Source organism: Paenibacillus sp. J22P15, assembly GCF_056269345.1.
On record NZ_JBWDNT010000009.1, the window covers coordinates 82,939 to 107,438 of the forward strand.

The 24,500-nt window shown below is 46.1% G+C and carries 22 protein-coding genes; 14 read left to right on the plus strand and 8 right to left on the minus strand.

Annotated elements, in window-relative coordinates:
- Positions 1-452 precede the first annotated feature (452 nt).
- Positions 453-1,595: an ATP phosphoribosyltransferase regulatory subunit gene (locus tag AC0YN6_RS18970; protein ID WP_475748847.1), complete on the plus strand. Its 1,143-nt coding sequence runs from the start codon at positions 453-455 to the stop codon at positions 1,593-1,595.
- Positions 1,596-1,628: 33 nt separating this feature from the next.
- On the opposite strand, the gene AC0YN6_RS18975 is transcribed toward AC0YN6_RS18970, so the two are convergent.
- From AC0YN6_RS18975 to AC0YN6_RS18985, 3 genes are read right to left on the minus strand one after another with little or no spacing between them, the layout of a single operon-like run.
- Positions 1,629-2,114, minus strand: a complete 486-nt coding sequence (locus AC0YN6_RS18975) for a glutathione peroxidase (RefSeq protein WP_475748713.1) — start codon at positions 2,112-2,114, stop codon at positions 1,629-1,631.
- 50 nt (positions 2,115-2,164) lie between these two features.
- A complete protein-coding gene (locus tag AC0YN6_RS18980; RefSeq protein WP_475748714.1) occupies positions 2,165-3,142 on the minus strand; it encodes an aldo/keto reductase in 978 nt (325 codons plus the stop codon).
- A gap of 47 nt (positions 3,143-3,189) precedes the next feature.
- On the minus strand, positions 3,190-3,639 hold the full coding sequence (locus AC0YN6_RS18985) for a MarR family winged helix-turn-helix transcriptional regulator (RefSeq protein WP_475748715.1): 450 nt from the start codon (positions 3,637-3,639) through the stop codon (positions 3,190-3,192).
- Between the two features lie 204 nt (positions 3,640-3,843).
- Here AC0YN6_RS18985 and AC0YN6_RS18990 point away from each other — a divergent pair, with 204 nt between their 5' ends.
- Together AC0YN6_RS18990 and AC0YN6_RS18995 are read left to right on the plus strand one after the other, a co-directional pair.
- On the plus strand, positions 3,844-4,080 hold the full coding sequence (locus tag AC0YN6_RS18990) for a DUF6953 family protein (RefSeq protein ID WP_475748716.1): 237 nt from the start codon (positions 3,844-3,846) through the stop codon (positions 4,078-4,080).
- Between the two features lie 414 nt (positions 4,081-4,494).
- Positions 4,495-4,860: a hypothetical protein gene (locus AC0YN6_RS18995; RefSeq protein WP_475748717.1), complete on the plus strand. Its 366-nt coding sequence runs from the start codon at positions 4,495-4,497 to the stop codon at positions 4,858-4,860.
- A gap of 142 nt (positions 4,861-5,002) precedes the next feature.
- On the opposite strand, the gene AC0YN6_RS19000 is transcribed toward AC0YN6_RS18995, so the two are convergent.
- From AC0YN6_RS19000 to AC0YN6_RS19010, 3 genes are read right to left on the minus strand one after another with little or no spacing between them, the layout of a single operon-like run.
- Entirely contained in the window at positions 5,003-5,992 is a 990-nt protein-coding gene (locus AC0YN6_RS19000) for a 2,3-diaminopropionate biosynthesis protein SbnB (RefSeq protein ID WP_475748718.1), read from the minus strand.
- A gap of 40 nt (positions 5,993-6,032) precedes the next feature.
- Complete coding sequence (gene sbnA, locus AC0YN6_RS19005; protein WP_475748719.1) at positions 6,033-7,004, minus strand: 2,3-diaminopropionate biosynthesis protein SbnA; 972 nt, start codon at positions 7,002-7,004, stop codon at positions 6,033-6,035.
- Between the two features lie 13 nt (positions 7,005-7,017).
- A complete protein-coding gene (locus AC0YN6_RS19010; protein WP_475748720.1) occupies positions 7,018-8,256 on the minus strand; it encodes a phenylacetate--CoA ligase family protein in 1,239 nt (412 codons plus the stop codon).
- Positions 8,257-8,417: 161 nt separating this feature from the next.
- Between AC0YN6_RS19010 and AC0YN6_RS19015 the strand changes: the two genes are divergently transcribed.
- Entirely contained in the window at positions 8,418-9,245 is an 828-nt protein-coding gene (locus AC0YN6_RS19015; RefSeq protein ID WP_475748721.1) for a YheC/YheD family protein, read from the plus strand.
- Between the two features lie 1,029 nt (positions 9,246-10,274).
- On the opposite strand, the gene AC0YN6_RS19020 is transcribed toward AC0YN6_RS19015, so the two are convergent.
- Positions 10,275-10,889 carry a PH domain-containing protein gene (locus AC0YN6_RS19020; protein WP_475748722.1) on the minus strand — a complete coding sequence of 205 codons (615 nt, stop codon included), beginning with the start codon at positions 10,887-10,889 and terminating at the stop codon, positions 10,275-10,277.
- A gap of 716 nt (positions 10,890-11,605) precedes the next feature.
- On the opposite strand from AC0YN6_RS19020, the gene AC0YN6_RS19025 reads away from it, so the two are divergent.
- Positions 11,606-13,045 carry an amino acid permease gene (locus tag AC0YN6_RS19025; RefSeq protein WP_475748723.1) on the plus strand — a complete coding sequence of 480 codons (1,440 nt, stop codon included), beginning with the start codon at positions 11,606-11,608 and terminating at the stop codon, positions 13,043-13,045.
- Positions 13,046-13,199: 154 nt separating this feature from the next.
- On the opposite strand, the gene ytxJ is transcribed toward AC0YN6_RS19025, so the two are convergent.
- Entirely contained in the window at positions 13,200-13,538 is a 339-nt protein-coding gene (gene ytxJ / locus AC0YN6_RS19030; protein WP_475748724.1) for a bacillithiol system redox-active protein YtxJ, read from the minus strand.
- 201 nt (positions 13,539-13,739) lie between these two features.
- On the opposite strand from ytxJ, the gene AC0YN6_RS19035 reads away from it, so the two are divergent.
- From AC0YN6_RS19035 to AC0YN6_RS19075, 9 genes are all read left to right on the plus strand, one after another.
- Entirely contained in the window at positions 13,740-14,315 is a 576-nt protein-coding gene (locus AC0YN6_RS19035) for a TetR/AcrR family transcriptional regulator (RefSeq protein ID WP_475748725.1), read from the plus strand.
- A 77-nt stretch (positions 14,316-14,392) separates the two neighbouring features.
- Positions 14,393-16,627 carry a YhgE/Pip family protein gene (locus tag AC0YN6_RS19040; protein WP_475748726.1) on the plus strand — a complete coding sequence of 745 codons (2,235 nt, stop codon included), beginning with the start codon at positions 14,393-14,395 and terminating at the stop codon, positions 16,625-16,627.
- Between the two features lie 289 nt (positions 16,628-16,916).
- Positions 16,917-18,026: an ABC transporter ATP-binding protein gene (locus tag AC0YN6_RS19045; RefSeq protein WP_475748727.1), complete on the plus strand. Its 1,110-nt coding sequence runs from the start codon at positions 16,917-16,919 to the stop codon at positions 18,024-18,026.
- Positions 18,016-18,834 carry an ABC transporter permease gene (locus AC0YN6_RS19050; protein WP_475748729.1) on the plus strand — a complete coding sequence of 273 codons (819 nt, stop codon included), beginning with the start codon at positions 18,016-18,018 and terminating at the stop codon, positions 18,832-18,834. The genes AC0YN6_RS19045 and AC0YN6_RS19050 overlap by 11 nt, the downstream gene beginning before the upstream one ends.
- A complete protein-coding gene (locus tag AC0YN6_RS19055; RefSeq protein ID WP_475748730.1) occupies positions 18,818-19,618 on the plus strand; it encodes an ABC transporter permease in 801 nt (266 codons plus the stop codon). The genes AC0YN6_RS19050 and AC0YN6_RS19055 overlap by 17 nt, the downstream gene beginning before the upstream one ends.
- A complete protein-coding gene (locus AC0YN6_RS19060; RefSeq protein WP_475748731.1) occupies positions 19,618-20,691 on the plus strand; it encodes an ABC transporter substrate-binding protein in 1,074 nt (357 codons plus the stop codon). Before AC0YN6_RS19055 ends, AC0YN6_RS19060 begins: the two co-directional genes overlap by 1 nt.
- Before the next feature lie 97 nt (positions 20,692-20,788).
- Positions 20,789-21,727, plus strand: a complete 939-nt coding sequence (locus AC0YN6_RS19065) for a DMT family transporter (RefSeq protein WP_475748732.1) — start codon at positions 20,789-20,791, stop codon at positions 21,725-21,727.
- A 317-nt stretch (positions 21,728-22,044) separates the two neighbouring features.
- The gene (locus tag AC0YN6_RS19070; protein ID WP_475748733.1) at positions 22,045-23,304 is read left to right on the plus strand and encodes a Glu/Leu/Phe/Val family dehydrogenase; all 1,260 of its coding nucleotides are present in this window, start codon (positions 22,045-22,047) and stop codon (positions 23,302-23,304) included.
- Between the two features lie 33 nt (positions 23,305-23,337).
- The gene (locus AC0YN6_RS19075) at positions 23,338-24,315 is read left to right on the plus strand and encodes a diaminopimelate dehydrogenase (RefSeq protein ID WP_475748734.1); all 978 of its coding nucleotides are present in this window, start codon (positions 23,338-23,340) and stop codon (positions 24,313-24,315) included.
- The last annotated feature ends 185 nt before the right edge of the window (positions 24,316-24,500 follow it).

A 24,500-nucleotide genomic window follows, 5' to 3' on the forward strand; every position in this document is an offset into this window, starting at 1 on the left:
GCAGCATCCGCCTTGGTTTTCCAACTTTTATAATAGCATATAGATTGATTTAAATGCGAATCCATCGTAATTACCTGCTGCTAGATAGTTAAGGGTATAATTAGCTGAATTTATATTTCATTGAGTTAGTTATTAACCTAACAAAATAACAAAAGGCTACCGTTGTTTAAGAGAGCGGCGAAGATACTGCGCTCAGTACTGTGGAACGAAGGTGTTGCACGATAAGCGATGATTCGCTATAATCACATTAATTCAGTCGAAGGGATTGGGTCATATGTACACATTCCAATTGAATCAGCTTCATCATTTCACCAAGCGTTAGCACCCCTGATCAACATTCAGGGTGGGCTAGCGCTTCTCGCGTTGGCCTCCCTGCAGCATACGATGCGCGCAGGACCATGAGGTCCTGCGCGTTTTTTTTATTCCAATAAACCGAGAGAGGAATGATCGTGATGCAAAATGTAAAAGGGACCTATAATTATTTTGGCAAAGAGCAGGCGATTAGAAGGAAGATACAGGAGACGTTATGGGAAAAGTTTGAGCTCTATGACTTTGATGAAATGGTGACTACTGAGCTAACTGATCTTGTTGAATTGCCCTTTAAACGATATGTAATGGGAAAGGTTTTCCGAGATGGACCTGTTAAGCGCGGGAGACTGCGTGAATTTATGCAATGTGATGCAGACGTTGTTGGGGTGAGCGGCCCGCAGGCTGAGGTAGAATTGATGCAGCTGGCGGTTGATGTGTTTAGTACGCTCAAGCTGGATATCCAATTGAAATGGAATAATAGGCGATTTCTAGGCGAGGTGCTCACTGCCATTGGTATTCCGGACAAGGACTCTCTGTCTGTCATGCTGTCTTTAGATAAGCTTGCGAAAATCGGAGATGATGGCGTGAAGGAGGAGCTTATCGCGAAAGGGTTGGCTTTCGAAATGACTGCTTCGATTATGGAGTTGATTACGATGGAGGAACCGACTTTGGATGCGGTGCTGGACAAATATGAGCTGCAAAACAGTGCGGGGGCGCAAGAGACCATTGCTGTACGAGATATTCTTCGTAAGCTCGGATTAGAGTCGGTCTGTACGTTTGATCCTTTTCTTGCGTGCGGGTTATCGTTCTACACGGGTACGGTTTATGAAGTATTTGATGTATCAAAAGGTTTTTCATCGAGCTTGGGCGGCGGCGGACGTTATGAAGCAATAATTGGACAACTAGTCGGCACAGACGATGTTGAATATGGTGCGGTCGGATTATCGTTTGGCATGGAGTCTATGATGGCATTGCTTGAGGAACGTGAAAAAGAAACGGTTGCAGCAGCAGCTTCCGTTATTCTTATTCCTATAGGAGTGACAGCTGCGGAGCTGCTGCAAACTGCAGCGGAGCTCCGCGCTGGCGGCATTAGAGTGAAGATAGATACAAGCGGGCGGAAACCTGAAAATATTCTTGCATCGGCAGCGAGCAGCAGAACTCGTTATGCGCTGATGGTAGGAGAAACAGCATGGCAGGCCGGCTTGGTGCGGCTGAAGGATATGAAGGAGCAGGTAGAGCGGGAGATGAGCGTGGATGAGGTTATTTATATTTTAGAGAATCAATGAGAATGGGCTTAATTTAGAATTAGAAATCAAAAGTTAAGATATTTGCAGCAGCTTCTGGATATGGCCTTCGATTTTCTCGGGCGTATCCTTGGAGCCGAAGCGCTTTAATACCTTTCCGTTCTGATCGACAAGAAACTTAGTGAAATTCCACTTGATTGATCTTGTACCTAGAAAACCGCGCGCTTCATTCGTTAAATGCCGGAAAAGAGGGTGGGCAGTACTGCCGTTTACATCGATCTTTGCGAATAACGGGAACGATACTCCGAAATTGAGCTCACATGCTTCTGCGACCTTGCTATCGTCGGCTAATTCTTGGTTAGCGAATTGTGAGGAGGGAAAACCAAGGACGGAAAATCCCTGCTTGTTATACGTATCGTGTAGCTTCTGAAGACCCTTGAACTGCGTCGCGAAGCCGCATTTGGTTGCGGTATTCACGATCAGCATCACTTGTCCTTTATAGGGAGCGAGTGTCTGAGCTTCACCTCTAATAGTCGATACTTCGATATTGTATAAGGACATTTGAAAACCTCCAAAAACCGAATTTTATATTTTTTAATCGAGAGGATGACTTACCGAGCTGCTAATTTTGAAGCTTCGCTGATTTCACGGATTTCATCTGCTGTCAGCTTGAAGTGCATTGCTTTCACGTTCTGCTCGGCATGATGAATTTTTGATGCTCCCGGAATAGCAAACACCGTGTCGCCATGCGCGTGGATAAGCCAGTTTAGCGCGACTTGTGTTGCAGTAGCCTCGTAACGGACAGCCACCTGCTCTAATGAATCGATCAACGGCTTTGAGCGTTTGAGGCCGCTGGCTTGAAATGCAGGTGTCCATTTGCGAGGGCCGCTAATAGCACTGATCAGTGCGGGATCATGATGAAACTTTCCGCTTAATATGCCCTGCTCCAGCGGAGAATAAGCGATAATCGCACAACCTAGCTCTTGTGCTGTTTCGAGTATGCCGTTGTGCTCAATGCGACGATCCAGCAAATTATATTTCACTTGATTTGAAGCGAGCTGCAAGCCGTGCTCCCGAAGTACTCGGTCAGCCTCGCGCATTTGCTTAGCGGAAAAATTACTTACACCGACATGCTGGATTTTACCGGCAGCAGCCAGCTTCGCCATTTCCTTCATCTCGCTGCTCACGGTGGAGAAGGAGAAGGGCTGATGCACCTGATGAAGATGGATGGTACGCCCTTCAAGCAGCTTAATTCTTTCATCAATCGTACGTCCGATGCTGCTGGCGGTACGCAGGATTGGCCACCATTTTGTTGCGATAAAGACGGGATCATCCGCAGGAATCGTCTCCCGTAAGGCTTGAGCGAGCAGCTGCTCAGATTGGCCATTTCCGTAAATTTCAGCGGTGTCGAACCAGTTAATACCGCCTTCATAGCTTGTTTTGACGATATCATTAATGATTTCGCCCTTCAGAACAGGCCAAAACCTTCCGACAAGACCTTTGCCATTGCTGAATTGCCAGCAGCCAAGGCCAAGTGGAGATAACTGCAAATCCGTCTGGCCAAAGCGCCGGTGAATAGGTGTAGCCATGGTTAAATCCCTCCTGAATAGGTGGTGTGGGAGCGAATATTTTACTGTTAGTCTTTGACTGGGCCTTGCTGTATTCGGTGTAGGAACTGATGCATGAGCTCAAGCATAGCAGCGCCTTCTTGAGGTGTGCCGTCCAGCTTGCATGCAAGCTGGTAAGGAATGTCGATGGCTTGCTCCTTCAAAGCTCGGCCCTGCTCTGTAAGCTCCACCAGCACGCTGCGCTCATCGTTGCGGTCACGCGTACGAGTGAGGTGTCCGGCAGCTTCAAGCTTCTTAAGCAATGGCGTCAAGGTGCCGGAATCGAGATAAAGCCTGTTGCCGAGCGCAGTTACGGTCACGTGGTCCTGCTCCCAAAGAGCAAGCATTGTGACATATTGCGTGTAGGTTAGGTCGATCTTCTCCAGCATTGGGCGATACAACTTTGTGATCTCTCTAGAGCAGGCATAAAAGGCGAAGCAGATTTGATTGTCGAGTTTTAAAATATCGTTGCTATCCATGCTGTTGTCCTCCGTAGGAAGGTGAATTTGTTTGTGTATGTCATACATGCGCTAATTCTAAATTTAACAAAATTAAATTGTGATAAATATAATATAGAGGAAATTACGATAGACTGTCAATTCGCTTGGAAATGTGCCTTTATTGAAGAATGACATCGAAGTATGCTATAGTTACAGCGTTTATTTGATGAAGGGGTGAGCGTAATGTCTTATACCGCTAATGAGGTTGCAGATTGGATGCTGAACGAATTAAAGGAAAAAGGAATATTGCATCAAAGTGCTGCAGTTGAGCATATTAAGAGCCATTTTGGCGAATCGTTTATATATGTGAATGAGCATGGCAATGCTTCGATCGACAAAGAAGTAAAGAAAGTCTTCCGTAAGCTGCATAAGGGGAAGGCTGCTTGGGAAAGAGACGGCTTCTTCTGGGGCTGGAGCTAAAACAAGCGGTTCGGCGAAAAGAGAGGCGTTATAGTGTGTTGGGTTAAGGAAAGCCGACTATTTGCAGCTAATAACGCCTTATTTTTGAGATGAAGTTTTTCGACATTACTGTTTGCTGCCGATAATAATGCAGTGATTATATAAGAAATCAGATGCTATCCAATCGTATAAGAAATAAAACTAAGTTTAGGTCAAAAGAATACAGGCATCATTGTTATGGAGAACAGTCCAATTATGATGAATACCTTGACAAAGGTAACTGTAATTATTAAACTTACAGTATGGAAGTCACCAATAGGACGTTACTTGTGATCATGAATGTGAATGAGTCGTCTACTTTTTTGAAGCAAGTGTACCGAAAAAAGTTACAGTTAACGGGTATTCTTACTATTAGGGGATAGGTGGTGTTTGAAGATGAAATTCAACATAAGCGACTGGGTACAGGGGAAAACGAAAGATGGCGAGCTAATTCACGGATTTGTCGAAACCGTCGATATTTTGCAAGGATTTGTAACTGTGAATGTTGTGAAATCGGATAACGAGGAAGTCATAGGGAAAATTGTTGCCGTGCGCTCATCTTGGCTCAAAAACATATCCGGCATTACTATAAATGACGCTCAGGTTTTTCAAAACTCAATTGACTTAGCTTTGGATACATGGGATGAGGCTTGGTTTATGGAGCTGACGAATTCGAAGAAAGCGAGCGAGGATGCAGCTCAAGCTGGAGATCGTTCAAAGCTCTATTCATTTCCTGTCAATCGATTGGGGCAGTCTGCTTAAACCAAGCGGGCTTGTCTGTTAAAACATAATGGAACGTAAAAAAGATGATGTCATTGCTGGCATCATCTTTTTTATGCGAGAGCGTCCTAAATTAGTATCGATGGGGAAAGAGGATGCTTAGTCCGCTGTTGTTAATGGAGCGTTATTTAAGCTGTAGTCCTATCCCGAGCGCTTTCGCGCGTTCTACGAAATAATCAGCCACCGCCATATCAAATACTGCCATACCCATCGGGCAAAATAATACGGTTTCTGCGGCGGAGAATTTCTCCAATGCTCCGCGGCATACGACATCAGTTAAGGAGTTAGTTTGTGCCTTGGTTAAGCCTTGTTCGAGATGCAGCAGCTCAATGTCGGTATTCTCGCGGCAAACCTCATCCCAGTCGTCAACGATAATCGCATGAATACCTTTTAAAGCCGTTGAAGTGTAATCCCGCAAGGACACATCGAGCAGAAGACTGCCTCCAGCCGGAGGGATATCGATATAGCGCTGGTTACTCACGGTACAAGTGATAATGATGTCGCAATCGTTATATAATTGCTGCCAGCTGCTGACTAGTCGCGTTCGGCTGAGCAGAAGGTCATCCACATGAGTGAGATCAGGATGCGCGAGTTCACATCCTCGTATATCGTAGAGCTGCACCTCCTCAAGCTGTGCCCCGAATAATCGACAGCACATGTCGTAATGAAGCCGCCCAACAGGTCCGAAGCCAATAATTCCGAGTTTTAGATGTTTCCTTGCGCTGTTCACCTTTAAATATTGGCGGATAAGCAAACCGCTGACCGCCGCAGTTCGAGCAGCACTTGGCGTAGTGGTGCACAGCATGGCATAGGGGATACCTGTGTCAGCGTTGTTTAGCAGCGTAACGCTGTGCGCACGAGGCAAACCTGCGTCGATATTGCCGGGAAAGCTAGCAATCCATTTAATGCCGGCAGTCTGCACGGAGCCGCCGATGTAAGCGGGCATAGCGATGATTCGATTGGCTGGATTGTGGTAACGCAAGTATGGTTTTATCGGCTGCGCATAGTCGCCTGAATCGATGATTCGCACCGCATCCTCTATGCTGTCTACTAACTCTCCCCAGTGCAAGCCGATGTTGCGAATATGATCATCGCCGAGATATAGCACGTACATTATCCTCTCGTTGTTTAGAATATATGATTGCAGTAACGTCCTATAAGTCAGTTGGTAATGGGATGTCGCCGAATTGCTGTGCCACCCATTCATCATTGTATACGGTATCCATATAACGTTCGCCGCGATCATGCAAAATAACGACGCATACCGATTCATCCGGCAGCTCATGCTCGATCGATTTTAACGCATGGATCACTGCGCCTGAGGAGGGTCCAGTCAGTATTGACTCATTCGCAGCGAGCAGTCTGCAGCCCTCGACCATGTCCTTATCAGCTACCTTAATGGCATAATCCATAAACTTCGTGTGGCCAAAAGGAGGGATAATCCCTGTGCCTAGGCCGGGAAATCGACGATTGCCGTTGACTCCGCCAAAAATAACACTGCCGGCTGCATCGACAGCGACGATTTTAGTGGTAAGCATGTGATCGCGCACATATTTGGAGCACCCTAGCATGGTGCCGCAGGTGCTGACCCCGCCGACAACGTAATCGACATGGTCAAGAGCATTAACAATCTCGGACATTGTTCCTTCATAGTGAGATAGGTAATTGTCCTTATTAGCATATTGATTAGGCCAGAAGCTATTCGGAATACGCTCTACTAATTGCTGTACTCGATGTAATCTTGCCGGAAGGAACTCCCCTGTTTCAGGGTCGGGTTCTTCCACAAGTTCAATTTCAGCACCGTAAGCACGCATAATACGAATGTTCTGCTGTGTTGTCCTTGGATCAATGACACTTATGAATCTCATACCGAGATAGGAGCTGATTGCCGCTAGGCTGATAGCCATATTCCCAGAGCTGGACTCAACAATGACGGAGCCTGGACCGATTAGACCTTCATCCCAAGCATTCTGAATAATGCGCACGGCGGATCGGTCTTTTGCACTGCCTCCTGGGTTGAGTAATTCAAGCTTAGCATATACCTTTATGCCGCGATTATTTGCGAACAGCTTCGTGAGCTGAACGAGCGGCGTGTTTCCGATGATAGACAACCAATTTCCTGTCATGGGCTAGCACTCCTTAAAAATAAATTTTTTTGGATTTCACCGTCCCTCGCTCAAGCTGCTCGTTTTCTGCTGCGCGTGTTACTGTAATTCCTTCCAACATACGGTTTTGAATCATTTGTCCAATCTCCCCAATTTTATGCTCAATAGCATGTTGAATATGAACAAGCATCTCATCTTTCAGCGATTTACTTCGGATATGAACGGAGAGACTGTTGCGGATGAGTTTTACTCGAAGCTCTGCATCGTGAACGAACTGGTGCACCACACTCTCGATATCGTAAAGGCTAATTTTCTCTCCATGCTTCAGATCAGTGCCGATTCGTTTAGAGAGGCAGCTGAAGCATTGTCGTTCCCGGCCATCTATGATGACGGTTTGAAAATCACGCACGACGTCATAGGTTACGTAACGAATGGCAGGAAATAACGAGCGGACAAAAGAGGTTAATACGAGAACCGATTCGTTCTCTTGGAGCGGCTCAAAGCGATCATCAATTTGCTCGGCAGGCAGAGCCTCGGCAAATAAGTTGTCATCGATGATGTATTGCCCGAGCGCATGAGAATAGGAGGCGATAGCTCCGATCTCAATCGATCCATAAGTGTCTAAAATATGCTGCGGCTCAATTCCGAAACGTTCCGCTATGTTGAGCTGCCAGTGCAGCGGTGCGATTTCGCCGACCAATATTATTTTTTGGATGCCAAAATGCCGGGGCTCTTCGGAGTTGGATACGATGGCGTCCAAAATCGACGGCATTGTATATAGAAGTTCGGGCCGAGTCGATTCCAGCTTGGCGATATGTTGTTCGATTGGGAGGGAGAAGGATAGGGAGTCTGCCTGCAAGCCAAGTCTATTAAAGATGATCATCGCGGTATTGGCTGCATGCCCAGTTCCCATGTCGGCTAATGCTTTGTGAAGGGCCGCTGGCTGATGCTTAGAGGCGTTTAAAGTTGAAAGCCATTCCCGAAAACAAGCTGTTTTTGCCTCGATATAGTGCTCGTCATCTTCTTCTGAATAATAAATGGCTTTGCGAATACCTGATGAGGTGCCAGAGGTTTTGTAAATGGATAACCCATCCTCGGTTCTTGCTTCCTGTGTGAAATAATATTTCTCTAAAATGTCTGACGTGATAAGTGGCAGTTCGGACAGCTGACACGCTTGCGGCTCTATTCCATCCTGTACGAGCAGAGTTTCATACCAAGGGTGAAGCTGGCTTATACGCCTGATTTGTAGCGGAAGACGTGTTAATGGTGACATTCGGACTTGAGCCTCCTATAAGACAAACCTCTTGGGTGAATGTGTTAATAAAGCATATGTGGCTTGCGCTTACAGGTTCGGATTATGCCGACAACAGCCTAAATCCATTTCGATTAAGGTTCGTATGCTATTAGGGGAAGAAGACAGGAGGATGGGATATTGTGAGAAAAAAGCATGCTGCTATTTCGTCTGCCCAAAAATATAGCCGCAGTGTAGCGAGTAAGTGGGCAAAGGAAAACGTGTTGAAACGCGATTCAAAGCTAAAGAAGCACCTGCCGCGAGCTCATCTGATGACAAAGAAACGTTTGTTTGTAATGCTGCAACAGTTTGGAATGGTATACGTAAAGCCGACCAGAGGATCACAAGGAATCGGCGTGATGAAGGTAGAGAGGAGCCGGAAAGCAAGACGTTATAGATACCAGCTTGGGGTGAAAAGGTTGTCTTTCTCCTCGTACAATGCAGCCTACCGTTCTATCTTGAAGGACACTAAAGGTAAGGTGTATCTCGTTCAGAAGGGCATTAATCTGCTTAGGCATAAGGGGAATTCTTTCGACATTCGTCTCGTTATCCAGCGATCGCCGCGCGGAGTTTGGGAAGCTACGGGAACATTAGGCAGAGTAGCTCATCCTCGTAAAGTTGTAACGAATGGCAGCCAAGGTGGATCGATATACCCGACCGCGTATTTGTTGAAGCGCTATACGACTGCTTCGAAGAGGCGGAGTATGCTGAGGGGAATGGATAGGATCGGCATCTTAACAGCGAAACGGCTCCATCGTGTTTATCCGCGAATAAGGGAGTTAGGGCTTGATCTGGCCGTTGATCGTCATCGTAAGACTTGGATACTTGAGGTGAATACTTCACCTGATCCCTGTCCGTTCTCGCTGCTCGCTGACCAGTCGATGATCCGCAAAATTGTACGATACGGCAAGTCTTACGGAAGAATCTACAGGTTAAACTGTAAAAAAGCGAAGCGAGGGAAGCCGCTGTAAACACAAATGTGCTCTAACGGCGTAAAACAAACCCGAGTTTGTGGTCTGTAAGCACATATAGGTGCTTATTAGGGTGCGTTGGCTGTTGAGCCGGCTCAGGAATGTGCTGTAAGCGCACATATGCGCTTACAGCACCAAAGTAACCCGAGTTTATGGCCTGTAAGCACATATAGGCGCTTATTAGGTTGCGTTGGCTGGTGAGCCAGATCAAGAATATGCTGTAAGCGCACATATGCTCTAACAGCCCCAAAGTAACCCGAGTTTGTGGCCTGTAAGCACATATAGGTGCTTATTAGGGTGCGTTGGCTGGTGAGGTAGCTCGAAATAACGCTGTAAGCGCACATATGCTCTAACAGCCCTAAAGTAACCCGAATTTGCTGCCTGTAAGCACATATGGGTGCTTATTAAGGGGTGTTGGCTGGTGAGCCAGCTCGAAATAACGCTATAAGCGCACATATGCGCTTACAGCACTAAAGTAACCCGAATTTGCTGCCTGTAAGCACATATAGGCGCTTAATAGGGGGAAATGGCTGGTGAGTCAGCTCGAAATAAAGCTGTAAGCGCACATATGCGCTTACAGCACTAAAGTAACCCGAATTTGCTGCCTGTAAGCACATATAGATGCTTATTAGGGTGCGTTGGCTGGTGAGTCAGCTCGAAATAAAGCTGTAAGCACACATATGAGCTTACATCCCCAAAGTAACCCGAGTTAGTGGCCTGTAAGCACATATAGGTGCTTAATAGGGGGGATTGGCTGGTGAGCCAGCTCGAAATATCACTGTAAGCGCACATATGCTCTTACAGCCCCCAAATAACCCGAGTTTGCTGCCTGTAAGCACATATGGGTGCTTATTAGGGGTGCGTTGGCTGGTGAGCCAGCTCGAAATATCACTGTAAGCGCACATATGCTCTAACAGCACCAAGGAATTCTCCCTCCTCATAGCGTAGAAACGAAAAAAACGTCCCAATGCCACGAGGCAGAAGGACGTTCTTCGTCGTTTTCCTATTAATGAATCCTATTGATGAAAATTAGTTGTTAATATAACGCTCGAAAATAGCACCAAAATCTTTGATGCGGTATTGTTTGTGCGTGTTGACGAGCCAGTTGAATGCGGATTTGTTCAGTCCGTCGAATTGCTCGACGACATTGAAGTCACCTTTGTGGATTTGCTGAAGTGTCGTGGATGCGAGATCGAGACTGCGTCTAGCATATTCGAGCGTGATTTCGTTCTCGCGTGTAATTTCAGAAATTTTAATAAGTGCTTTATAAAGATCCTTCAGTTCTTCGATGTGCTTCTTATTCACGTCGATAGAGAAAGGGACAGAGCCAATTGAGAACTTGATCTCGACATCAAGATCGACAGTGCCTGCTGTTTCTAGTGCTACCTGAGAGATTTGGTTAGCGCTGTAGGAATAACGTTTCAATATCCGTTTTTTGCTTAGGGCGCTTTTGCCATCTAGATGAATGAGTGCAATGTTAGTGAAGCAATATTCGTCAGTCTTTGATTTGATGAGAAAATAAATTTTCTCATTATCCTCGTGCATCACATAATCGTCTGCATCGGCTTTGCTGAAATCTGCCGGTTTGATGATCGCGCCAATATCACTTATTCCAAGCGCGTCTGCAGCTAATTTCCCAAACATTGTACCATTCCTTTCATGATTGCATTGGATTCTTACCTACTCATTATATATTTAATAATGGAAATTATGATAGTCCATTTGTCGTATTTTGGTGCCGTGTATTCGCATCCAAAGTTACATTGTACTTTGTACAACGTAGCGAACTCTACTAAGCAGTTGCTCTTGCTACGTTGTAGTTTCTACAATAGAAAGCTCCGAATCCCGTCCATTTAGCACATGGGAGGCTTTTTCTGCTGCATTTCTGCAATGTAGCCTCAAAACGAGGCACTCATGTAAGGTTTCTGTTGTACAAAGTACATTGTAGCGAGTCTTCACGAGCTGAGCGCGTAAGCTTAGCTGTACTAAACGCAACTTAGCGAGTTGTCACGGGCAGATCACGCCTATGGCTGAGCATGCGAACTTAGCTACACTAATCACAACTGAGCGAGTCACCTGAAGCTGCAGTCGCCTAAGGCTTAGCGCGTGGGCTCAGCTTTGCTAAACACAAATTTGAGAATCGTTGGTGCTGCGGATGGATAAAATACGGGGAATTCACGAAACTTAGGAGATGGAATGTACACCTGCACAGGAAAAAAATGTTGTGTTGCGGAGCAGCCCGACTCAGCTAAGTCTAACTAGACCCTGCAAAGTCCAGCTAGGTCTAACTAAGTCTAACTAAGCTCAGCAATACAGCATTAACGATATAAGTTACGCACGAAAAATGGAGGATTGCGCAAATGAGTGAGCAACAAGAAGATACGAACAAGCTGCGCAGAGGGTTAAAGGCTCGGCATATGACAATGATTTCACTGGGAGGCTCTATCGGTACGGGGCTTTTTCTGGCGAGTGGAGGTGCGATTCATTCTGCTGGCCCGGGAGGCGCAGTGTTAGCCTATTCGCTGATCGGTGTTATGGTTTATTTTCTAATGACAAGCTTGGGGGAAATGGCTACCCATATGCCGGTATCGGGGACGTTCAGTACCTACGCGACCCGCTTTGTTGATCCCTCGCTTGGCTTTGCCTTGGGTTGGAACTATTGGTACAACTGGGCGATTACGATTGCAGCGGAGCTGTCTGCGGCTACGCTTATTATGAAGTTTTGGTTTCCGAACAGTCCTTCTATATTATGGAGTGCTTTATTTCTCATACTGATGCTAAGTTTAAATCTCTTGTCTGTTAAGGGATACGGCGAATCGGAATATTGGTTTGCCATGATCAAAATTGTAACGGTGATCGTGTTCATCGCTATAGGCTTGATGATGGTGGTCGGTATTTGGAGCGGGAAGGCGGTTGGCATCAGCAACTTGACCGATAATCCATTTCCAGCTGGATTTTTAGCTACGCTAGGTGTGTTCATGGCAGCTGGCTTCTCGTTTCAAGGTACGGAGCTGATCGGGGTGACGGCTGGAGAAAGCGAGAATCCTCGTGAAAATATACCTCGGGCAATCCGTACAATTTTTTGGAGAATTCTCTTGTTCTACATATTATCTATATTGCTTATCGGTATGCTGATTCCGTACACGAATGAGCAGCTGGCGAGCGGTGACATTTCGACGAGCCCGTTTACGATTATTTTCGAGAGAGCGGGGCTTGCGGTTGCTGCTTCTATTATGAATGCTGTCATTTTAACTTCGGTATTGTCAGCGGGAAATTCAGGGATGTATGCTTCTACGCGCATGCTCTGGGTGCTGGCGAAAGAGGGCAAAGCACCTCGCTTCTTAGCTCGGCTTAATGCACGGGGTGTTCCGGTAGCGTCGCTGCTAGTGACAGGGGCGCTCGGTATGCTGGCTTTCCTGGCATCCTTCTTCGGTGACGGCACCGTCTACATCTGGCTGCTCAACGCGTCGGGCATGTCTGGTTTTATCGTCTGGCTTGGTATCGCGATTAGTCATTATCGCTTTCGCAAGGCTTATATAGCGCAAGGATACAAGCTTGAGAATCTAGCCTATTTAGCAAAATGGTTCCCTTTTGGTCCGATTCTCGCTATGCTGCTCTGTATCGTTGTGATTTTTGGTCAGTTCGTTGGCGCTCTAAATGATGGCCGTATCGATTGGGCGTATATCGTTGCTTCCTATGTCGGAATCCCGCTATTCCTCGCCATCTTTATCGGACACAAATGGAAGTATCGTACTCGAATGCTCACACTTGCAGAGTGCAAGATCGATCCGGAGGAGTAGAAGGTTGCCGCTATAGATTGCTTTTATTTTTTGGTGACACGCTCCAGCTTATCGCGAGCGCCGAACATTTAAGTAAATATAAAAAAGCTCTCAACCTTACGCGCGACGGCGCAGGGCTGAGAGCTTTGTTTTTTAAAAATTTCAACGAAAAATATTAGTCAAGTACAGCTGCGATATGAGCTTTTGTAACCGACCAGTGGGACGTCGTCCACACTTTTTCTTTTTTCTCGATAAACATAATTTGCGGAGATTCATGCTTCACAGACGTGTCTTCAGCAATTTGGTTGGAGACTGGACGTGATTCGATGACCTTCACAAGTACGTATTCAACATCTTCTCTTGGTTTCCCGTCTAGATATTTAGTAAACTCATCGTGAGCGTTAGCGCTGACCGGACAAGTTGTGCTGTGTTTGAAAACAACGAGCGGACGAGTGGCAGAAGCCTCGTAAACGTTGTTCCATTCTTCAATCGTTGTAATCTCTTTGTATGACATAAGGGAAACACTCCTTTTAGCTAAGTTTGGACAGGCCATGATGACCGTGTTCACTTATTATATCGCTAATCAAAGTGTAAAGTCACCTCGCTCTGTAAAAAGTTGCAATGCAGCTATTGCAATATGGAATTCGCCATGCTAAGATACGTTATACGAAATGACCGAAATGGTTTTTTGGTCAGTTATTCAGGAGGTGACAAAATGGCAGTTGACCGACGGCAGCAAATTATCGATGCAGCGGCTAAGTCGTTTGCATTATTCGGATATAAGGCGACGACAATGGACCAGGTAGCAAAGATTGCTAACGTAGGCAAGGGCACCATTTACACATTTTTTGCGAATAAGGAAGTGCTGTTTCAGGAAATTATGAATCGAATGATTCAAGATTTGAAGCATGTTGCGGAGCAGGTTGTTGATCGTGATCGGAAATTTTTCGACAATTTGAATGCTGTGCTTGAGCGAATGTTTGATTTTCGTGAGGAGCATGAGCTGGCGATGAAGCTGGCGCATGAGGTGAGAGAGATTGGTACGCCGATGGCGCGTGAAGGTATTGAGCAGCTGGAGCGTGCGGTTGTGAATTACATTCAGCATGAGGTGCAGCTCGCGGTTGACAAGGGAGAAATTAAACCGTGCAATCCTCAAATGACAGCCTTTATTATGCTGAAGATGTATATGGCGCTCACCGTGGACTGGAAGCAGAGATATGAACCGCTGGATAAGCGCGGGGTTTCAGAGCAGATGAGTTTTTATTTGCAGGGAGGATTGGCTCCGGAGTAGGTCAGGTGCCTTTTTTTTTCGCCATAAAATGACCGTATGAGGAAAATGGTCAATTAGTTAGTAGGAGGGTGAAGGACTTGAAGTTGAAAGGTATACAGCAATTTGGTCAGGAACTAGCGTCAATCGTTCGTAATAAGAAGGTACTCATCGCAGTTATTGGGGTACTAGCGATTCCGGTATTGTATACGGCGATGTTTCTTATGGCATTCTGGGATCCCTACGCGAAGCTGGCTGATTTGCCGGTCGCCATCGTAAATGAAGATAGAGGTTTCGAGTTTAATGGTACGGAAATGCAAGTCGGTGCAGAGTTCGAGGAGCAGCTGAAGAAAAATCCTAAGTTTAACTGGGTATTTGTAAGTAAAGAAGAAGCGCAGAAAGGTCTTGAAGGCAACGACTATTATATGGCGATAGAAATTCCAGCGGATTTCTCCGAGAAGACAACTTCGCTTACTTCTGATAAACCGATGCCAGCTGAGCTCAAATATGTTCCGAATGAGGGCTATAACTTCCTAGCCTCGCAAATCGGTACTTCAGCTATCGATCAGCTTAAAGCGTTGCTTAACAAAGAGGTAACGTCAGCTTATACACGTACCGTGTTCGAGCAAATGGAAGAACTGGTTGATGGTATTGGTCAGGCAAGCGATGGAGCAGGTGAGATCGCGGATGGCACAACAAAAGCGAAGGATGGCGCAGTGCTTATCGAGCAAAATCTTAGCAAGCTCGTTAGCGGCTCACTGACGCTGCAAGAAGGTGTAAGCAAACTTGAGGCAGGCGGTCAGAAATTGGCGACAGGAAGTGCTGAGCTTAACACGGGTGCTGCTAATCTTGCGAGCGGGCTAGGTCAGCTTGGCGAGGCACAGAAGCAGCTTGGTGACGCGGCTTCATCGCTTGGTGAAGGTGTGAATCGTGTAGGAACCGGCGCAGAGAAGCTGAGCGCAGGTTTGTCAGAGCTGTCGGGCGCTGGCGGTCAACTGGCGACAAGCGCATCGAGCGCACAGCAAGCGGCGGAACAGCTGTCTGGCGGGCTTAAAGAGTCGGCAGCGGGTACTGCTGAGCTGGAGAGCGGTGCAACGAAGCTGGCGAAGGGACTTGAGCAGCTGGCTCAGTCGAATTCGGAGCTGGCACAGGATGCGAACTTTAGTGCTTTGCTAGCTGCAAGTAAGCAGCTAGAGGCGGGATTAGCGAAGTCCGCTGAAGCGCAGAAACAATTAAACGGCGGTGCAAGCCAGCTGAACGAAGGACTTGTGAAGCTTTCGACAGGTCTAGGTACTTTCGATACGAAGTTGAAAGATGCTGCGACAGCTGGTAATCAACTGGGTGCAGGCGGCAAACAGTTAGTTGAGGGTTCGGCTAAATTTACGAGCGGAATGGAACAATTCGGCGTGAAGTTTGGCGAGGCAAGTGCTGGCGGTACGAAGCTGGCGGCAGGCGCTAAACAGTTGAACAGCGGTGTTTCTGAGCTGACAGCCGGTCTAGGTCAATTGTCAACAAACGTTGTTCCTTTCGTAGATGGAACGTCGCAGCTTGAGGATGGTGCACAGCAGGTTTCATCTGGTTTGCTTAAGCTTGATGAAGGTACGCATGAGTTGTCTGGCAAGCTGAGCGAGGCTTCAGACAAGACAGCGGGTCTAGAGCTTACTGACGACATGGTAGATATGTTTGCAGATCCAATTAAGCTTGATGTGGAGAGAGTAAATGAAGTTCCGAACTATGGTACAGGTTTTGCGCCATACTTCCTGTCACTTGGTTTGTTTGTAGGTGCACTATTGATTACAATCGTTTATCCAGTACGTATTCCGGCTATTCGTCCGCCGAATGCGTGGAGCTGGTTTGCGAGTAAGGCGTTAATGCTAGCTCTAATTGGTACGATACAAGCGCTCATCGCTGACGCAGCACTTTTCTTCATTCTTGATCTCGAGGTGCAAAGTGTACCATTGTTCATTATGTACTCAATCTTGGCTAGTATTACATTTATGATGCTCGTACAGTTCTTTGTGGCAACGCTCGGTGATCCGGGACGCTTCGTCTCAATCATTATATTGATATTCCAATTGACGACTTCGGCTGGCACGTTCCCGCTAGAGCTTATTCCAAATTGGCTTCAAAAGGTAACGCCTTGGCTGCCTATGACTTATACAGTTGCGGGCTTTAAGGATGTTATCTCCACCGGAGATTTCGATTCCATGTGGAAATACGCTGCTTTGCTGGTTGGCTACGCTGTATTGTTCGGAGCATTGACGCTTACGTTTTTTACCGTATCCTACCGCAAAGAGAAGAATGCAGACGGTGCAGTAGCGCCGGCAATATCTTAATAGAAATAAAATAATGAAAAGTACGATTAAAACCGGCCCTAGCGGCTGGTTTTTTTTCGTGCGCGGATACATTGCTAATGAAGGTCATATTTATAGTGGGAAAAGTAGGTAGAAGATAGCTGGTACTGGATTTACATCTATCCATAACTTTCTATTAATGGCTGTCTTTCCGCTTATTCTGTGTGAAAAAACGTAATAAGCTGCGTTTTCCTCTTTTAGTGTTGCTGATTTTCGGGGATGCTGTATAATCACTATTGTTTCTTCTAACAAATGCAAAGGGGAATGCGATATGCAAGACCAAACGATTATTCGCTTTGAACATGTGACAAAGCAATATGCTCATAATGCTGCGGCTGTCCTGAAGGATGTCAGCTTTACAATAGAGCGAGGAAAATTTTATACGCTGCTTGGTCCTTCCGGCTGTGGGAAGACAACGGTGCTCCGGTTGATTGCGGGCTTCACTGAGCCTTCTGAGGGACAAATCTATTTCCACGGGAAAGTCATCAACCGCGTACCTGCGAACGAGCGCCAAGTGAATACCGTCTTCCAAGATTACGCGCTGTTCCCTCATCTTAATGTATTCGAGAATGTTGCCTTTGGCCTTCGGATTAAAAAGATGAAAAACGCCGATATTGCAGCTAAAGTAAAAGATGCGCTGCGCTTCGTCAATTTGGGCGGATACGAATCGCGGGAAATTTCTGAGATGTCCGGCGGTCAGCGCCAACGTGTGGCGATCGCTCGTGCGATCGTGAATGAGCCGGAAATTATTTTGCTAGATGAGCCGCTCTCTGCGCTTGACCTTAAGCTTCGTACGGAAATGCAATACGAGCTGCGCGAGCTGCAGCGCCGCCTTGGAATCACGTTTATTTTTGTTACACATGATCAAGAGGAAGCGCTGGCGATGTCTGACGAAATTTTCGTTATTAATGAAGGAAAGATTCAACAAAGCGGAACGCCTACCGACATTTATGATGAGCCGATCAATCGCTTCGTCGCTGATTTTATCGGAGAATCCAATATCGTACCTGGCCGAATGGCACGCGATTTCGAAGTTGAGTTTGCGGGTCGTTCTTTCGTATGTGTTGACCAAGGTTTGATGCCGAACGAAGCAGTTGATATTGTGATCAGACCAGAGGATTTGGAGATTACTTCATCGGAGAACGGCAAGCTGCAGGTGCGTGTCGATTCACAGCTGTTCCGCGGCGTACATTATGAAATTTGCTGCTACGATGAATCTGGCAATGAGTGGCTAGTTCATTCTACTCGCAAGGCAACGGTCGGGGAACAGATCGGTCTAACCTTTGATTCAGAAGCAATCCATGTCATGAGGCTTGGTGAGACGGAAGAGGAATTCGACAAGCGTCTTGAAGCGTATAGCGAGGCCGCAGATGACGAATAAATCACGCAGTTTTTATCTCATTCCATATATGGCCTGGATCGTATTATTCGTTATCGCTCCCATTGTCTTGATCGCGTATTACTCCTTCTTTGATGTGGAGGGCAACTTCACACTCGGGAATTACGCGAAGTTTTTCACACCGGTTTATATGAAAATGACGCTAAGCTCTTTCTGGTATGCGTTTCTCATAACCGCAATATCCTTGCTCGTAGCTTATCCTGCTGCCTATTTATTAACGAAGACTAAGCATAAACAGCTTTGGTTGCTGCTCATTATTTTGCCGAGCTGGATCAATCTTCTTCTCAAAGCTTATGCATTTATTGGTTTGTTCGGTACTTACGGCTTGGCGAACTCGGTTCTGGATGCGATCGGTATCGGGAAACAGCAAATTTTGTTCACGGATTTCAGTTTTATATTCGTATCGGTCTATATCTTTATACCGTTTATGATTTTGCCGATTTTTAATGCGCTGGAGGAAATGAATCCGACGCTTGTGTATGCTGCGCGTGATCTTGGCGCATCGTCTTGGACGACATTTCGTCGTGTCATCTTTCCGCTTACGATCAGCGGTGTAAAGTCTGGTTGTATGGCTGTGTTTATTCCGGCGCTGTCACTGTTCATGATTACGAGACTGATTGCGGGCAATCGGGTGATAACACTCGGGACGGCTATCGAGCAGCATTTCCTTGTGACACAGGACTGGGGCATGGGTTCGACTATTGCGGTATTCTTGATCCTTGCGATGGCTGCTATGATGCTGCTGACCGGCAATCGAAAGCGAGGTGCGGCAGATGCGCCGAAAAAATAAATGGTCGAACATCTATTTGGTTCTCGTATTCGCTGTGCTCTATGCGCCTATTTTCTATTTAATGTTCTATTCATTCAATAGCGGCGGATCAATGCGTAACTTCGAGAGCTTTACGCTCGATTACTACAAAGAAGTATTCGAGGATACGAGGCTGCTTATCATCGTGCTGAATACGTTCATAATTGCGCTGTTGTCCGCTGCGATTTCGACGATTTTGGGCGTTATTGGTGCGATCGCTATTCATCACATACGAAACAATCGGCCGAAGCAAACGCTTCTGACACTCAATAACGTGCTTATCGTCAGCCCGGACGTTATCATCGGAGCTTCCTTTCTTATCTTGTTTACGATGATCGGCATTAAGCTTGGCTTCGTCTCGGTATTGCTGTCGCATATCGCATTCAGCGTGCCTATTGTCGTCATTATGGTGCTTCCGAAGCTTCAAGAAATGAGCTCGACGTTGATTGATGCAGCGCGTGACCTTGGCGCAAGCTCATGGCAGGTGTTGATGCGCGTCGTGCTGCCATTCATTAAGCCGGGCATATTCGCAGGCTTCTTCATGGCGCTGACGTACTCGCTCGATGACTTCGCAGTGACGTTCTTCGTGACTGGCAATGGTTTCTCGACGCTGTCAGTCGAAATTTATTCGCGGGCACGCCAAGGTGTTTCCTTGTCGATCAATGCGTTATCGACACTTATTTTCCTATTTACGATCATCCTGGTCATTGGCTATTACTTTATTAATCAGCGGAATGTGAAGCCGTCTGGCAAGGAGGGACACTAATGTCACAGCTAGTGCGTATGTTTGTAGTCGTGTTTGTTGTTTCATTCGGTCTCATCTACTTGACTGCGTACCTGAACGATAGTGAGGGCTACTCAGGTGACAACACGCTGACGATTTATAACTGGGGCGATTATGTCGATCCTGAGCTGCTTGAACGTTTTGAAGACGAGACAGGTATTAAGGTCATTTATCAGACTTTTGATTCGAATGAAGCGATGATGACCAAAATTGGGCAAGGTGGAACGACGTTTGATGTGAGTATCCCCTCCGAGTATGCCATTAGCAAAATGAAAGAGGAAGGTTTGCTGCTAGAGCTCGACCATTCGAAGCTTCCCAATTTGAAAAATATTGATCCGAGCTTTATGAATTTGTCGTTTGATCCCAATAATGCTTATTCCATCCCATATTTCTGGGGAACGGTTGGTATTGTGTATAACCCTGAGCTTGTTGGTGATCTCACCTTCTCCAGCTGGGATGATCTATGGGATAAGAGTCTGAATAACCAAATCCTCTTGCTGGACGGTGCGCGCGAGGTGATGGGCATGGGACTGAATTCCTTGGGTTACTCGTTAAATGATACAGATGAGGCTCATTTGCAAGAAGCGAAAGCGAAGCTTCTTCAGATGACTCCTAATGTTAAAGCCATCGTTGGTGATGAGATCAAGATGCTGCTTGCCAATGAAGAAGCGGCAGTAGGGCTTGTCTGGTCAGGGGATGCATCGGAAATTATGGATGAGAACGATAAGCTTGATTATGTCGTTCCGGATGAAGGCTCGAACCTATGGTTCGATAATATGGTTATTCCCAAAACAGCCAAAAATATCGAGGGTGCCCATCAATTCATTAATTTTATGCTGGATCCTGAGGTAGCTGCACAGAATGCGGAATATGTGGGCTATTCGACTCCGAATGATGCTGCGCTGGCTTTGCTGCCGGAGGATATTTCGACCGATGAACGTTTTTATCCTAGTGAAGAGCTGACCGGCAGGCTTGAGGTTTATGACAATCTCGGCAAAAGGATGCTGGCTCACTATAACGAGTTGTTCCTTGAGTTCAAAATGCATAAGAAATAAATCAAATAAAAGGCATTTTTTCCTGCTCTCTCCCATGCTATGATGGGTGGTGTATTTCCAGTGTAGTCGACTATTGTTAATAGATGGGGCGGAGAGCATGAATAACAAGTGGATGAATTACGGCGGTCTTATTCTAATCGCTGTTGTGTGGGGAGCAAACTTTGGTATATCGCGGCTCGCGATGGAGTCGTTTAATCCGATCGTTTTCTCGTTTTTGAGATTTGGGTTGGCTGTTCCGTTTTTCTTTCTCATTCTGAAATTGACTGAGGGCAGTATTGGAATACCGTGGCGAATTGTGCCTAGGCTTATTATAATCGGGGCTGTCGGCATTACGTTGCTCGAGATTACGGTGATGTATTCGATTAAATATACGACACTAGCGAACGCTTCTCTGCTGAATGTAGCGCCTTGGCCGATTTTCGCTGCGTTGTTTGCGCCGTTGTTCCTGCGTGAAACGATAACGAAACGTCTCGTTGTAGGCGGAGTGATATCCATTATAGGTGTTTGCTTCGTCATTCTTGGCGGCGGCGAGAGCTTCAGCCTTTCTTCAGAGAATATGCTGGGCAACGCAATGGCGCTTGGCATCAGTATCGTAGGGCCGTTATTTAATCTGAGCTCCATGTCGCTGATGAAGCAATACTCGGCACTTCGTGTAAGCACTTGGACAATCGCATTTGGATCGTTATTCATGCTTCCGCTTACCTTTGGTGCGTGGGGGCAGACCGATTGGTCGGCTCTAAATACAGGACATTATTTATCCATTGGATATAATGTGTTGTTATGCACGGTACTGGCCTTTGTGGTTTGGAATGCTTGTATGTTCAAGGTTGGAGCGACGCGTTCAAATTTCTTTCGTTATGCGGTTCCAGCAGCGGCTGTCGCGGCGGGCTACTTCATGTTCGATGAGAAAATCGCACTGCTTCAAATATGCGGGGCAGGCTGTATGGCAGCGGGATTGATTTGGATCAGCTTTGAACGTAAGCAGCGAACGGATCTGGCTGTTCAAACGGCGAAGATTGACGGCCAAATGCTATAATCATTGTTTAAAATCGAAGTGGATGCGGACAGGAAATTTAATAAATGGAAATTAAATACAAGGATTGTTCGGTGATCTGTGACAGATTACCGAACAATCCTTTTATTTTTTGGTAAAAAAAGGTAGATTTATGCTAGTTTTACGTTAGAATCCCTAACATTACGTGAAACAAAACATTACAATAGATAAAAATGTCGAATTTTTGCACTAAATAACGAAATTTTTCTTTTAAAATAGCATAGATATAAGGTAAAATACTTACAGCGGCTAATCCATGCAATGGGAGTCGGACTCTACGATGAAGGAATGAACTAAAAATGACAGTAAGTACAGTTCAAGAAACATTAAATCCTTACCAAATCGCACAACAGCAAATCGATACTGCAGCAGCGCATCTCTCATTGCCGAAACATGTTACGGACATCTTGAAGCAGCCGCGTCGCGTGCTTTCAGTTAATTTCTCTGTTCGTATGGATGATGGCTCTATTCGCGTGTTCGAAGGGTATCGTTCCCAACACAATGACGCAATTGGACCAACTAAGGGCGGCATTCGTTTTCACCCCGATGTAACTCTTGATGAAGTAAAAGCACTTTCCATGTGGATGAGCTTCAAGTGCGGCGTTGTTGGTCTTCCATACGGCGGCGGTAAAGGCGGCGTTATTTGTGACCCTCATTTGCTTAGCAAAGGTGAGCTAGAGCGTGTTAGCCGTGCTTTCATGGAAGCTATTGCTGATTTTGTAGGTCCTGACAAAGATATCCCTGCACCAGACGTATACACGACTCCGCAAATCATGGGCTGGATGATGGATACGTACAGCAGATTGAAAGGTGTTAATTCACCTGGCGTTATTACTGGTAAACCGCTTATTCTTGGTGGCTCACAAGGTCGTAATGAAGCAACAGCTCAAGGCTGTGTTTATACGATTCTTGCAGCACTTGAAGATAAGGGTATTCCGGTTCAAAATGCGACAGCAGCGATTCAAGGATTCGGCAACGCAGGCCGTATCGCAGCGCGCTTGCTTAGCGAAGCTGGTATTAAAGTAGTAGCAGTCAGCGATTCCAGAGGCGGAATTTACGATCCGAATGGATTGGATATTGAGCAAGTATCCATACTAAAGGATACGTCTAACATCCGCGAGTATGGCGAAGCTAACTACATTTCAAACGAAGATCTGCTTGAGCTTGAAGTTGATGTATTGGTACCAGCAGCTCTAGAGAATGTTATTACAGCTAAAAACGCTGATCGCATCAAAGCGAAAATTGTTGCAGAAGCTGCAAACGGTCCAACAACACCAGAAGCGGATCGCGTACTTGCTAGCCATGGCATCACAGTAATTCCTGACGTACTAGCGAATGCTGGTGGCGTAACGGTTTCTTATTTCGAGTGGGTACAAAACTTGGCTAACTACTACTGGAGCGAAGCAGAAGTACTTGAGAAGTTGGAGAAGAATATGATTCTATCTTATGTAGCTGTTCGTGACCTTGCTAAAGAGCACGGTACAGATCTTCGTACGGCTGCTTACATGATTTCAATCAAACGGATCGCAGCAGCAATGGAAGCTAGAGGCTGGATCTAATATTTATATAAAATAAGAAAAGGTGGCTGCATCATGTCAGAACAGATTCGCATCGGAATTGTAGGTTACGGGAATCTAGGACGGGGCGTAGAGCTCGCGATCAGACAAAGTCCGGATATGAAGCTGGATGCGATATTTACTCGCAGAGACCCGGCGTCTATCCCGTCTGATACAAAAGCATATACCATTGAAGATGCTGAGCGCTTTGTTAATGATATCGACGTAATGATTTTATGCGGTGGATCAGCAAAGGACCTGCCAGAGCAAGGTCCTGCTTTTGCCCGTTTGTTCAATACGGTAGACAGCTTTGACACGCATGCGCGTATTCCTGAATATTTCGATCAGGTTGATGAAAAGGCTAAAGTCGGCAATAAAGTAAGTGTTATATCAACGGGCTGGGATCCAGGCTTGTTTTCATTAAACCGTCTGCTTGCAGAAGCTATTTTGCCAGAGGGTAATGAGTACACGTTCTGGGGCAAAGGCGTAAGCCAAGGCCATTCGGATGCGATTCGTAGAGTGAAGGGTGTAAAGAACGGCGTTCAATACACAATTCCAAGCGAAGAAGCAGTGGCGCGAGTTCGCGGAGGGGAGAACCCTGAGCTTACAACACGTGAGAAGCATGTTCGTGATTGCTACATTGTAGCAGAAGAAGGCGCTGATCAAGAAGCAATTGCTGAAGAAATTCGTACTATGCCGAACTATTTCTCTGATTATAATACGACAGTTCATTTCATTGATGAAGCGACGATGAGGGCTGAGCATTCCTCTATGCCTCATGGTGGTATGGTGCTTCGCAGTGGTAAAACGGGTGAAAATAGCACGCAGATTATTGAGTTTGGTCTGAAGCTCGACAGCAATCCTGAGTTTACAGCAAGTGTGCTCGTTGCTTATGCGAGAGCTGCTTATAAGTTTGCTCGTGAAGGTCAAGCTGGAGCGAAGACTGTGTTCGACATTCCGTACGGCTACCTTTCACCAAAATCCGCAGCAGATCTGCGTAAAGAATTACTGTAAAACTGAGGTTCTTCTAAAAAGCCCATAGATTGACAAAAATTTACTTACACTTTTGGTAATAGTAGGATATAATGAAAAAAGTGAGAGTAAATACTGTCGATTTATAGCGAGAAGTGCTGAAAGTTCTATTTTCCTATGGTAGAATAGGTGCGAGACTGCCTATCAGGCGCTTTCGATCAAATTCT